This window comes from Streptomyces sp. NPDC086989 (genome assembly GCF_044745505.1).
GTDB lineage: Bacteria > Actinomycetota > Actinomycetes > Streptomycetales > Streptomycetaceae > Streptomyces.
This window is the reverse complement of record NZ_JBIVAL010000010.1, coordinates 278,391-290,900: the sequence shown is the minus strand read 5'-3', so window position 1 is coordinate 290,900 and position 12,510 is coordinate 278,391. Positions and strand designations below refer to the sequence as shown.

Sequence of the window (12,510 nt, the reverse complement as noted above, 5' to 3'; positions counted from 1 at the left end):
CGTCACATTCCTCGTCGTGGAGACGTGAAGCCGTCTCCGAGGCCGGCGGCCACCTGCCGCAGGTACGGGTTGGTGGCGCGCTCACGGCCAATGGTCGTGTGCTCGTTGTGACCGGGCAGCACCACGGTCGCGTCGTCGAGCGGCAGGCACACGCGGGCCAGCGACTCGAGCATGTCGGCGTGGCTGCCGCCCGGGAAGTCGGTACGGCCGATGGAGCCGGCGAAGAGCAGGTCGCCCGAGAACAGCAGCGGGGGGACGTCCCCCGCCTCGGGCATCCCGAAGGTCACCGACCCCCTGGTATGCCCGGGCGCGTGCGACACGGTGAGCTCCATGCCGGCCAGCGCCAGCTTCGTGCCGTCGGTGAGCTCCTTGACGTCGGAAGGCTCCCCGACGGTGAGCTCGCCCATCAGCTGCGCGCCCAGGGAGCGGCCCAGCGCCTTCTCCGGGTCGCTCATCATGAAGCGGTCCTCGGGGTGGATCCAGGCGGGGACGTCGTGGGCTCCGCACACCGGGACCACCGAGGCCACGTGGTCGATGTGGCCGTGGGTGAGGACGACGGCGACGGGCTTCAGTCGATGCTTCTTCAGCGTCTCCTCGACGCCCCGGGTGGCCTGGTGGCCCGGGTCGATGATGACGCACTCCTCACCGGCGGCGGGGGCGACCACGTAACAGTTGGTCCCCCAGGCCCCGGCGGGGAACCCGGCAATCAGCACGTTCGTCCTCAATCGTCGTCCGGCGGGAGCTTCGGCAGCGGCCGTGTGTCGGAATGCTGCTGCTCAGAGCCTACCGGCGCCGCTCGTTACACAGCGAACCCATATACGGTACGGCCTAACCGAGACCGGACAGCGGTGCCAGACACGTACAAGGAGACGACCCGGTGGTCACGAGCGATCAGCGGCGGCGACAGCTCGCCAGGGAGAAGTACGAGCGCCAGCAGAAGCGCCGGGCCGAGGCCCGGCGCAAGGCGCGGCAGCGTGCGGCGGTGATCGGGGCCGCGGTGGCCGTGGTGGTCGCGACGCTGGTGGGCCTCGTCGTCGGCGGCGTGTTCGACAAGGACAAGAAGGACCGGGCGGCGGACCCGGCGGCGAACCCGTCGGCGGCGCCCTCGCCGAAGCAGTCGCCCTCGCCGGCGATGGCGATCGACAAGAACGCGAAGTACACGTTCGACCTGAAGACCAGCGCGGGCGAGATCAAGTTCGAGATGGACGCGGCGAAGACGCCGGAGACCGTCAACTCGTTCAAGTCGCTGGCGGACAAGGGCTTCTTCGACAACACCAAGTGCCACCGGCTGACCACGTCGGGGATCTTCGTGCTGCAGTGCGGTGACCCGGAGGGCACGGGCATGGGCGGCCCCGGCTACACCATCGCGGACGAGAACCTCGACTCGCTGGGCAAGCCGAACGAGCAGGGCCAGGTGATCTACCCGGCGGGCACGGTGGCGATGGCCAACACCGGCCAGCCGCACAGCGGCGGCAGCCAGTTCTTCCTGGTCTACAAGGACAGCCCGCTGGCCCCGTCGTACACGCCGTTCGGCAAGATCGACGCGGCGGGTCTGAAGGCGCTCGAGGAAGTGGCCAAGGCCGGTACGGCCGATGGCGGCCAGGACGGGGCCCCGAAGACCCCGGTGACCGTCCAGAAGGGCGCCGTCACCCGGAACTGACGGGTTCCGGCGGCCTCGGGCGCGGCCGGCGTCCTGCCCGTACGGCGATATTCCGTCGTGCGGGATGCGGACAGCCGGCCCGGCGGTCGCCTATGTTGGCGTTGTGCAGGGCGGGCGCTGCCCGCCCCAGGAAACTGTGGACGATGCCCAGGGGGTGAACCCCTCGCAGGCATCAGGTGGAGGAGGCGCTGTGAGCAGCGACCCGTGGGGCCGCGTCGACGAGACGGGCACCGTGTACGTGCGTACTGCCGAGGGCGAGAAGGTCGTCGGCTCGTGGCAGGCGGGCACCCCTGAGGAGGCCCTGGCCTACTTCGAGCGCAAGTACGAGGGCCTGGTGGTCGAGATCGGCCTCCTCGAACGACGGGTGCGGACCACCGATCTGTCCGCCAAGGACGCGCAGACGGCCATCGACCACCTGCGCACGCAGGTGGAGGAGCACCACGCCGTGGGCGACCTCGACGCCCTGCGCGTCCGGCTGGACAAGCTGGTCGCGACCGTGGACTCGCGGCGCGAGGAGCGCAAGGTCGCCAAGGCCAAGCAGACGGACGAGGCCCGTGCGGCCAAGGACGCGCTGGTGGCCGAGGCCGAGCAGCTGGCGCAGAGCGACCAGTGGCGCAGTGCGGGCGAGCGGCTGCGTGCCCTGGTGGACACGTGGAAGGGTCTGCCGCGGCTGGACCGCAAGTCGGACGACGAGCTGTGGCACCGCTTCTCGCACGCCCGGTCCGCCTTCTCCAAGCGCCGCAAGGCGCACTTCGCCTCGCTCGACGCGCAGCGCGAGGACGCCCGCAAGGTCAAGGAGAGGCTGGTCGCGGAGGCCGAGTCGCTGTCGAAGTCGACCGACTGGGGTCCGACGGCCGCCCGCTACCGCGAGCTGATGGCGGACTGGAAGGCGGCGGGCCGGGCGCAGCGCGAGGCCGAGGACGATCTGTGGAACCGCTTCCGCGGTGCGCAGGACGTGTTCTTCGCGGCGCGTGGCGAGGTGTTCGCGGAGCGCGACGCCGAGCAGGTCGAGAACCTGAAGCTGAAGGAGGAGCTGGCCGAGGAGGCCGAGAAGCTCGTTCCGGTGACGGACCTGAAGGCGGCCCGGGCCGCGTTCCGCTCGATCAACGAGCGCTGGGAGGCCATCGGCCACGTACCGCGCGACGCCCGGCCGAAGGTCGAGGGCCGGATGCACGCGGTGGAGCGGGCGATCCAGGAGGCCGAGGAGGGCGAGTGGCGTCGTACGAACCCGGAGGCCCGGGCGCGTGCGGCCGGCCTGACGGGTCAGCTCCAGGCGGCGGTGGACAAGCTGCGTGAGCAGATCGACGCGGCCCGTGCTGCGGGCAACAACGCGAAGGCCGACAAGCTGGCCCGCGAGCTGGAGGGCCGCCAGGCCCTGCTCGACCAGGCGCTGAAGGGCCTGGAGGAGTTCGGCGGCTGATGACCGCCGGTTGACGGACGAGGGCCCCGGTACGGCATTGCGTACCGGGGCCCTCGTCCGTGCCGTCCGCGCGCTCGGTTACGGCCGGCGGGCCGAGGTGACGCGGTAGACGTCGTAGACGCCCTCGACGCCGCGTACGGCCTTCAGGACGTGTCCCAGGTGCTTGGGGTCGCCCATCTCGAAGGTGAAGCGGGAGGTGGCCACGCGGTCGCGGGAGGTCTGGACGGCCGCGGAGAGGATGTTCACGTGCTGGTCCGACAGGACCCGGGTGACGTCCGACAGCAGCCGGGACCGGTCCAGCGCCTCGACCTGGATGGCGACCAGGAAGACCGAGGACTGGGTCGGCGCCCATTCGACTTCCAGCATCCGCTCGGGCTGCTGGGAGAGGGAGTCCACGTTGACGCAGTCGGCGCGGTGAACCGATACGCCGCTGCCGCGGGTGACGAAGCCGATGATCGGGTCGCCGGGGACCGGGGTGCAGCAGCGGGCCAGCTTGACCCAGACGTCCTCGACGCCCTTGACGACGACTCCGGGGTCGGCGTTGCCGCGCCGCTTGCCGCGGGCGCGGGACGGCGGGACGCTCTCCTCGATGTCCTCGTTGGCGGCCTCCTCGCCGCCGAGGGCCTGCACCAGCTTCTGCACGACGCCCTGCGCGGCCACGTGGCCCTCGCCGATCGCCGCGTAGAGGGAGGAGATGTCGGGGTAGCGCATCTCGTGCGCGAGCGTGACGAGCGAGTCGCCGGTGAGGATGCGCTGGATCGGCAGGTTCTGCTTGCGCATGGCCCGCGCGATGGCGTCCTTGCCGTGCTCGATGGCCTCCTCGCGGCGCTCCTTGGAGAACCAGGCGCGGATCTTGTTGCGGGCGCGGGGGGACTTGACGAAGCCGAGCCAGTCACGGGAGGGGCCGGCGCCTTCGGCCTTGGACGTGAAGACCTCGACCAGGTCGCCGTTGTCCAGCGTCGATTCGAGCGGGACGAGACGGCCGTTGACGCGTGCGCCTATGGTCCGGTGGCCGACCTCGGTGTGGACGGCGTACGCGAAGTCCACGGGGGTGGCACCGGCGGGCAGCGCGATGACGTCGCCCTTGGGCGTGAAGACGAAGACCTCGTTGCGGGAGAGGTCGAAGCGCAGCGAGTCGAGGAACTCGCCCGGGTCCTCGGTCTCCTTCTGCCAGTCGAGCAGCTGGCGCAGCCAGGCCATGTCGTTGACGGTGTCCTGGCCGGCGCTGCCCTTGGCGGCCTGCGGGACGTCGGTGCGGACCTTGGAGGTCCCGGCGACGGTCTGCTGCTTGTACTTCCAGTGCGCGGCGATGCCGTACTCGGCACGGCGGTGCATGTCGAAGGTGCGGATCTGGAGTTCGACGGGCTTGCCGCTGGGTCCGATGACCGTCGTGTGGAGCGACTGGTACATGTTGAACTTGGGCATCGCGATGTAGTCCTTGAACCGGCCGGGGACCGGGTTCCAGCGCGCGTGCACCGTGCCGAGGGCCGCGTAGCAGTCGCGGACGGTGTCGACGAGGACGCGGATGCCCACCAGGTCGTAGATCTCCGCGAAGTCACGGCCGCGGACGATCATCTTCTGGTAGACGCTGTAGTAGTGCTTGGGCCGGCCGGTGACGGTGGCCTTGATGCGGGCGGCGCGGAGATCGGTCTGCACCTCGTCGGTGACGATGGTGAGGTACTCGTCGCGCTTGGGTGCCCGCTCGGCGACGAGGCGGACGATCTCGTCGTACATCTTCGGGTAGAGGATGGCGAAGGCGAGGTCTTCGAGCTCCCACTTGATCGTGTTCATGCCCAGCCGGTGCGCCAGCGGGGCGTAGATCTCCAGGGTCTCGCGGGCCTTCTTCTCCTGCTTCTCCCGCTTGAGGTAGCGCATGGTGCGCATGTTGTGCAGGCGGTCGGCGAGCTTGATGACCAGGACGCGCGGGTCCTTGGCCATCGCCACGACCATCTTGCGGACGGTCTCGGCCTGCGCGGCCTCGCCGAACTTGACCCGGTCGAGCTTGGTGACGCCGTCGACGAGCAGGGCGACGGCGTCGCCGAAGTCGCGGCGCAGGTCCTCCAGCCCGTACTCGGTGTCCTCGACCGTGTCGTGCAGCAGTCCCGCCATCAGGGTGGCCGGGTCCATGCCGAGCTCGGCGAGGATGGTGGTCACCGCGAGCGGGTGGGTGATGTACGGGTCGCCGCTCTTGCGCTTCTGGCCACGGTGCCAGCGCTCGGCGACCTGGTACGCCTGCTCGATCTGGCGCAGCGTCGCCGTCTCGATCTTCGGGTCGTTGCTGCGGACTATCCGGAGCAGGGGTTCCAGGACCGGGTTGTACGGGTTGGAACGCTGGACACCGAGGCGGGCGAGCCGGGCGCGCACGCGGTTGGAGGACCCCGCCGACTTCCCGGGCGCCGGCTTGCCGGGCGCGGGCTTCGCGGGCGCCGGCTTCGCGGGCGGAGCCGGCGGGGGCGTGGCGGGGGCCGCTGCGGCCCGCTCGGCCTGCGGGTCGGGCTGCGCGGCGGAGATTGGCTGGACCTCGTCTGGCAAGAGCGCTCCTCTGGGGGTCCCTCCGGGACGGAGTCCGGGGGAGGATCCGGTGCCCCGGTCAGGTCCGGACATCCCATGGTAGCGAGGGTTGCGTCGGCCCGTTCTCCCCGCCCACCACACGGACGGGGCGGTCGTTCCCGGACATGCGAAGCGGCGGCCGCCCGGGGATCCCGGACGGCCGCCGCTTCGTGGAGGGCGTCGTCAGACGACGATGAGTGCGTCCAGCGGGGCGCCCGCAAGGGCGCCGGCCAGCCGCTCGCGGCCCGGCAGGAACGACAGCTCCATCAGGACCGCCACGCCGGCGACCTCCGCACCGGCGCGCCGGATCAGCGAGAGCGAGGCTTCGGCGGTGCCGCCGGTGGCCAGGACGTCGTCGATGACCATGATCCGGTCACCGGGCGCCAGGTCCTCGGCGTGGACCTCGATCTCCGCGGTGCCGTACTCCAGCTCGTACGACTGCGCGAGCGTGGCGCCCGGCAGCTTTCCGGCCTTGCGCACGGGCACGAAGCCGATGCCCGCCTGGACCGCCACCGGCGCCGCGAGGATGAACCCGCGCGCCTCCAGCCCGACGATCTTCGTCGCGCCGTACTGCCCGGCCAGCTCCACCAGCGTGTCCGTCAGGGCCCCGAAGGCCTTCGGGTCGGCCAGCAGCGGGGTGATGTCCTTGAACATCACGCCCGACATCGGGTAGTCCGGTACGTCCTTGATCCGGCTGAGCAGCAGCTCGCGCACCTCGGGGGACAGCGGGCTCACCGGCGCCGTCCCGCCCGGCCCTGGGCCACGACCTGCGGGGCGGACTCGGCCTCGCGGCCCTCGTCCTCCGGGGACTCGCCCTTCGCCGCGGCGGCCGCGCGCTTGGCGAGCACCCGCTTCTTCAGGGCCTTCATCGCCGGCTCGCGCTCCTTGAGGTCCACGACCAGCGGGGTCGCGATGAAGATCGAGGAGTACGCACCGGCCGCGAGGCCGACGAACAGCGACAGCGAGATGTCGTTCAGCATGCCGGCGTCCAGGAGGCCGCCGCCGATGAAGAGCAGGGCCCCGACCGGGAGCAGCGCCACGACGGTGGTGTTGATCGAGCGGACCAGGGTGCCGTTGATGCTGCGGTTGGCGATCTCGCTGAACGTGTACCGGGTCTGCTTGGTGATGTCCTTCGAGCCCTCCTTCAGACCGTCGAAGACGACGACGGTGTCGTAGAGGGAGTAACCGAGGATCGTCAGCAGACCGATCACGGTGCCCGGCGTGACCTCGAAGCCGACCAGCGCGTACACGCCGACGGTGATCGTGAGGTCGTGGATCAGGGCGATCAGCGCGGCGACCGCCATCCGCCACTCGAAGGCGATGGCGAGGTAGATCACCACGAGGATCATGAAGATGCCGAGGCCGGTCCAGGCCTTGTTCGCGATCTGGTCGCCCCAGCTGGGGCCGACCAGGTCCGCGTTGATGTCGGCCTCGTTGACCTTGAGGTCGGTGGCGAGCTGCTTCTTGACGCCCGCCGCGTCGCCCGTGTCCAGACCCGAGATCTGGATGCGCAGGCCGCCGGTGCCGAGCTCCTGGACGATCGCGTCGTGGCCCGAGGCCTTCTCCGCGCCCGTGGTCGCCGCGGCGACGGAGACGGCCGTCTTCGGGGTGGTGAAGACGGCACCGCCCTTGAACTCGATGCCCATGTTGAGGCCCTGGACGGCCAGGGCCACGACCGCCGTGATGGTGATCAGGATGGAAACGCCGTACCAGATGAAGCGCTTGCCGACGAAGTCGTAGCCGACCTCACCGCGGTACAGCTTGGCGCCGAGATCTCCCAGCTTCGACATCTCTCACGCCTCCTTTACGTCGACGGGAGCGGTGACGGAACCGGTGCCGGTGCGGCGCGACCGGCGCAGCGGGGGCTTGGCGCCGAGCCGCTTCGGGTCCAGTCCGGACCAGGGGTGACCGCTGGAGAAGAACTTCGTGCGGGCCATCAGCGTCATGATCGGCTTGGTGAACAGGAACACCACGACCACGTCGAGCAGGGTCGTCAGACCCAGGGTGAAGGCGAAGCCCTGCACCTTGCCGACGGTGACGATGAAGAGCACCGCGGCGGCCAGGAACGACACGAAGTCCGACACCAGGATGGTGCGCCGGGCGCGCGGCCAGGCCCGCTCCACGGCGGGGCGCAGCGTGCGGCCCTCGCGGATCTCGTCGCGGATGCGCTCGAAGTACACGATGAACGAGTCCGCCGTGATGCCGATCGCGACGATCGCACCGCAGACGGCGGGCAGGTTCAGCGCGAAGCCGATGCCCTTTCCGAGCAGCGCCATGATCGTGTACGTGAGGATCGCGGACACCAGGAGGCTGACGATGGCGATGAAGGCCAGGCCCCGGTAGTACACGAGCAGGTAGATCACCACGAGGATGAGGCCGATGGCGCCGGCGATCAGGCCGGCCTTCAGCTGCTCGCCGCCGAGCGCGGCGGTGACGGTGGTGACGCTGTCCTCGCTGAAGGAGAGCGGCAGGGCGCCGTACGAGAGCATGTTGCCCAGGTCCTGCGCGGACTGCTGGTTGAAGCCGCCGGAGATCTCGGCGTTGCCGCCGGTCAGCGCCTGGCTGACGGAGGGGTCGGAGACGACCTCGCCGTCGAGCACGATCGCGAACTGGTTCTGCGGCATCTGCTTGGTGGCGAGCTCACCGGTGATCTTGGCGAACTTGTCGGCGCCCTTGTCGGTGAACTGCATCGTGACGATCCACTGGCCGCGCCGGGAGTCGATGACACCCTTGGCGTCCTTGACGTCCGTGCCGGCGACACCGGCGGGACCGAGGATCCACTTGCCCCAGGTGTCGCCGCGCTTGCCACAGGCCAGCGTCGGGTCCTCGGGCTTGGCGCCCTTGCCCGCCGCGGCGCGCTGCGCCTCGTTGGTGCAGTCCAGGGCGGCGAACTTCGCCTGGAGGTCGGCGGCGGCCGCCTCGACGCCCGACGGGGTCGGGCTCGGGGCCGGAGCCTTGTCGTCTGCCTTCTTCGACTCGCTCGCCGAGGGCGAGGGAGAGGCGGTGGCACCAGGGGCCTTGAGGGCCTCGCTGAGCACACGGCCCTGGGAAGTGGCGCTGGACGACGGGGTGGCCTGGGCGCTGGGCTTGGTGCCGCCTTCGGCCTTCGGGGCGCCGGAGCTGCTCGCGGAGGGGCTCGGCGTGGCCGCGGGGGCCGCCGGGGCGCCGTCGGCGAAGGCCAGGACCGGGCGGAAGTACAGCTGGGCGGTGGTACCGACCTGCTCGCGGGCCTGCTTCTCGTTCGTCCCCTTGGGGATGTTCACGATGATGTGGTCGCGGCCCTGCGTCTGGACCTCGGCCTCCGACACGCCGAGACCGTTGACGCGGCGCTCGATGATGCCGACCGCCGTGTTCATGTTGGTCTCGTTGATCGCGTCCGGCTTGCCGGGCTCGCTCTTGGCCTTGAGCGTGATGCTCGTACCGCCCGCGAGGTCGATGCCGAGGCGGGGAGTCGTCTGCTTCGTGAGGAACATCCCCGCGGTGAGCGCCACCATTGCGATCAGGATGATCGCCAGGGCGCGCCCCGGCCTCCCCTGAGCCCCCGTGGGCCGCCGGCCCTTCTTCGGTGCTGCCACCTTGTCGTATCTCCCTGTCCAACCGTCCTGCGCCGGGTCAGCGCGCGGACGGCCACGAAATGTGTGGTGGGGACCCCTGCCCCCCGCAGAAGTGTCACTGACGGGGACCGCGGCGGCCGCCGGTCGGACGTCTGCCCGGTCCCCGGCCGCGCGCTACTTCGCGCCGGCCTCGCCGTCGCCCTTGCCGTCCTTGGGCTCCGCCTCGTCCGCGTCGTCGGCCTTGGCCTCGGTCGCCTTCGGCTCGTCGGCCTTGGGCTCGTCGGCCTTGGGCTCGTCCTTCTTGCCCAGGTCGAGCTTCGGGGCGTCGGCCTCGTCACCCTTGTCCAGAGTGAGCGAGGAGGCGTCGTCCGGGACGACCGGCGTGTCGATCGTCAGATCATCACCGGCGCCGTGGACGATTCGGTTGTACTCCGCGTCTTCCAGAACGGCACCGATGGAGTTCTTCGCGTAGATCGCGTGGACACCGGGGGCCACCTCGAGGGTGACGGTGTCCTCGCCGATCTCCTTCACCGTGGCGTACATGCCGCCGATGGTGCGGACACCGGTACCGGGCGTCATGTGGTCACGCATCTGCGCGGCCGCCTGCTGCTTCTTCTTCGCGGAACGGGTCATCAGGAACATCGCCCCGATGAGCACGATGAACGGGAGGAGTGTCACGAGATTCACGGGACGGAGATCCTTCGCACGACCGCACGGGAGACGGCCTTTTCTACGGGGGTGGGCATGCCGACCTGAAGGGTCGGCATCGGCGGAGTCTAGGCGAGTCCGCACCGATGGAACAACGCCCAGCATGGCACCGCAGTTCCTGACCGGTCGAACCTCCGCGCCGTCAGGCCCCGAACAAGCCCTGTTGTCCGCTTGATCCACTGCTGGCGTGCTGCGGCGGGACGAGCCCCAGGTGAGCCCATGCGGCAGGGGTCGCGACCCGGCCCCTGGGGGTCCGGGCGAGCAGCCCCTCCCGCACCAGGAACGGCTCCGCCACCTCCTCCACGGTCTCCCGCTCCTCGCCGACGGCGACGGCGAGGGTCGACAGCCCGACGGGACCGCCGCCGAACAGCTTGAGCAGGGCTTCGAGCACGGCCCGGTCCAGCCGGTCGAGTCCGCGTGCGTCGACCTCGTACACCTGGAGGGCGGTGCCGGCCACCTCCCGGGTGATCACCCCGTCGGCCCTGACCTGCGCGTAGTCGCGTACGCGGCGTAGCAGCCGGTTGGCGATGCGCGGGGTGCCGCGGGAGCGGCCGGCGATCTCGGCGGCGCCGGCCGGGTCGATCTCCACGTCGAGGAGGCGGGCAGAGCGGTGGATGACGCGTTCCAGCTCCTCGGGGGCGTAGAACTCCATGTGCCCGGTGAAACCGAAGCGGTCGCGCAGCGGCGGCGGCAGCAGGCCGGCCCGGGTCGTCGCCCCGACGAGGGTGAACGGCGGCAGCTCCAGCGGGATGGCGGTGGCCCCGGGCCCCTTGCCGACGATCACGTCGACCCGGAAGTCCTCCATGGCCATGTACAGCATCTCCTCGGCGGGCCGGGACATGCGGTGGATCTCGTCGAGGAAGAGGACCTCGCCCTCCTGGAGGGAGGAGAGGATCGCGGCGAGGTCGCCGGCGTGCTGGATCGCGGGGCCGGAGGTGATCCGGATCGGCGCGCCCATCTCGGCGGCGATGATCATGGACAGGGTGGTCTTGCCGAGGCCGGGAGCGCCGGAGAGCAGGACGTGGTCGGCGGTGGCCCCGCGCTGGCGGGCCGCCTTGAGGACGAGGTCCAGCTGCTGGCGGACCTTCTCCTGGCCGACGAACTCGCCGAGGTCCTTGGGCCGCAGGGCCGCTTCTACGGCGGTGTCCTCGCCGTCGGCGGCCGCCGCCACGATCCGGTCGTCGCTCTCGTCATCCCAGTTCACGCTGTCAGTCTGCCTTCTGCGTCGTTGCGGTGGTCGGTCCGGGTCCCCGTCACAGGCGCCGCCCGGGCCCCGCCCGCCGACGTGCGCGGCGGCGTGCGCGGCGAGGGCCGCACGGCGCCCGTACGGCCCGGGCGGAGCCCTCCGGGCGCCTCCCGGCGGTGGCCGGGGCCGGAACGTCGGGGCGCCGGGTGCCGCCGCTGCCCGCGGCGGCACCCGGCAGCCCCGTCAGCGGGTGCGGTTCAGGGTCTGGAGGGCGGCGCGCAGGAGTTGCGGGACCGGGGCGCTGCCACCGGCGGCGATGGCCGCCTCCGCCTGCGGCGTCACCGCCGAGACGGCCTCGTCCGCCTCCCGGGAGGCGTAGCCCAGCCCGATCAGCGCCGCGGCGAGCTGCTCGGTCCACGGGGCGGGCCCCGTGGACGCGGGGGCGCGCTGCGCCCCGACCAGCGGAGCGCCCAGCTTGTCCTTGAGCTCCAGCAACAGCTTCTGTGCGCCCTTCTTGCCGATGCCGGGCACCGCCGTCAGGGCCTTCTCGTCACCCGTGGAGACGGCCAGCCGCAGCGCGTCCGGACTGTGCACTCCGAGCATCGCCTGGGCGAGCCGCGGCCCGACCCCGCTCGCGGTCTGGAGCAGTTCGAAGACCTGCCGCTCGTCGTCGTCGGCGAAGCCGTACAGCGTCAGCGAGTCCTCCCGGACGACCAGGGAGGTGGCCAGCCGGGCCGTCTCCCCCATCCGCAGGCCGGCGATGGTCGTGGGCGTGCACTGCACGGCCATGCCCACTCCCCCGACCTCGATCACGGCCAGGGTGGGGGCGAGCGCGGCGACCGGGCCGCTGACGAAGGCGATCATGAGGGGCGGCCTTTCGAGGCGTGCAGGGCGACCGCCTGCTGGAGGCGGTTCTGGGCGGGGGCCCGCCAGATGTGGCAGATGGCCAGGGCGAGGGCGTCCGCGGCATCGGCCGGCTTGGGCGGGGCGGAGAGCCGCAGCAACCGGGTCACCATGGCCCCGACCTGCGCCTTGTCGGCCCGGCCGGAGCCGGTGACGGCGGCCTTGACCTCACTGGGGGTGTGCAGGGCGACCGGTATTCCGCGGCGGGCGGCACACAGCATGGCAACGGCACTGGCCTGGGCGGTTCCCATCACCGTGCTGACGTTGTGCTGGCTGAACACCCGCTCCACGGCGACGATTTGGGGCCGGTGCTCGTCGAGCCACTGCTCGATGCCCGCCTCGATCGCGACGAGCCGGTGCCCCAACTCCGCGTCCGCGGGCGTCCGTACGACCCCCACGCCGACCATGGTGAGGGCTCGTCCGGCGACGCCCTCGACCACGCCGACACCGCACCGGGTCAGCCCCGGGTCCACGCCGAGTACGCGCACCCCATCCACCCCCTCCTTCGACAGCCGGTGCGTGCAGGCTA

Annotated in this window: 11 protein-coding genes; 2 read left to right on the top strand and 9 right to left on the bottom strand. The window is 71.2% G+C overall.

Features of this window, described 5'->3' with window-relative positions; translation table 11 throughout:
- Positions 1–2: 2 nt before the first annotated feature.
- Positions 3–713, bottom strand: coding sequence for an MBL fold metallo-hydrolase (locus ACIPK4_RS25450; protein WP_054227626.1), 711 nt, complete (start codon positions 711–713; stop codon positions 3–5).
- Between the two features lie 164 nt (positions 714–877).
- On the opposite strand from ACIPK4_RS25450, the gene ACIPK4_RS25445 reads away from it, so the two are divergent.
- Both ACIPK4_RS25445 and ACIPK4_RS25440 read left to right on the top strand, forming a co-directional pair.
- Entirely contained in the window at positions 878–1,660 is a 783-nt protein-coding gene (locus ACIPK4_RS25445) for a peptidylprolyl isomerase (RefSeq protein ID WP_402316178.1), read from the top strand.
- 190 nt (positions 1,661–1,850) lie between these two features.
- Positions 1,851–3,080 (top strand): DUF349 domain-containing protein, encoded by a 1,230-nt coding sequence (locus ACIPK4_RS25440; protein WP_402316175.1) that lies wholly within the window; start codon positions 1,851–1,853, stop codon positions 3,078–3,080.
- A gap of 78 nt (positions 3,081–3,158) precedes the next feature.
- On the opposite strand, the gene ACIPK4_RS25435 is transcribed toward ACIPK4_RS25440, so the two are convergent.
- From ACIPK4_RS25435 to ruvC, 8 genes are all read right to left on the bottom strand, one after another.
- On the bottom strand, positions 3,159–5,612 hold the full coding sequence (locus ACIPK4_RS25435) for a RelA/SpoT family protein (protein WP_402316172.1): 2,454 nt from the start codon (positions 5,610–5,612) through the stop codon (positions 3,159–3,161).
- A gap of 201 nt (positions 5,613–5,813) precedes the next feature.
- Entirely contained in the window at positions 5,814–6,296 is a 483-nt protein-coding gene (locus ACIPK4_RS25430) for an adenine phosphoribosyltransferase (RefSeq protein WP_402316290.1), read from the bottom strand.
- Positions 6,297–6,361: 65 nt separating this feature from the next.
- Positions 6,362–7,420 (bottom strand): protein translocase subunit SecF, encoded by a 1,059-nt coding sequence (gene secF, locus ACIPK4_RS25425; RefSeq protein ID WP_402316169.1) that lies wholly within the window; start codon positions 7,418–7,420, stop codon positions 6,362–6,364.
- A gap of 3 nt (positions 7,421–7,423) precedes the next feature.
- Positions 7,424–9,205: a protein translocase subunit SecD gene (gene secD, locus ACIPK4_RS25420; protein WP_402316166.1), complete on the bottom strand. Its 1,782-nt coding sequence runs from the start codon at positions 9,203–9,205 to the stop codon at positions 7,424–7,426.
- A gap of 153 nt (positions 9,206–9,358) precedes the next feature.
- A complete protein-coding gene (gene yajC, locus ACIPK4_RS25415; RefSeq protein ID WP_402316163.1) occupies positions 9,359–9,871 on the bottom strand; it encodes a preprotein translocase subunit YajC in 513 nt (170 codons plus the stop codon).
- A gap of 163 nt (positions 9,872–10,034) precedes the next feature.
- On the bottom strand, positions 10,035–11,096 hold the full coding sequence (gene ruvB, locus ACIPK4_RS25410; RefSeq protein WP_402316160.1) for a Holliday junction branch migration DNA helicase RuvB: 1,062 nt from the start codon (positions 11,094–11,096) through the stop codon (positions 10,035–10,037).
- Between the two features lie 225 nt (positions 11,097–11,321).
- Positions 11,322–11,942, bottom strand: a complete 621-nt coding sequence (gene ruvA, locus ACIPK4_RS25405) for a Holliday junction branch migration protein RuvA (protein ID WP_402316158.1) — start codon at positions 11,940–11,942, stop codon at positions 11,322–11,324.
- A complete protein-coding gene (ruvC, locus tag ACIPK4_RS25400; protein ID WP_054224791.1) occupies positions 11,939–12,469 on the bottom strand; it encodes a crossover junction endodeoxyribonuclease RuvC in 531 nt (176 codons plus the stop codon). The genes ruvA and ruvC overlap by 4 nt, the downstream gene beginning before the upstream one ends.
- Positions 12,470–12,510: the final 41 nt, after the last annotated feature.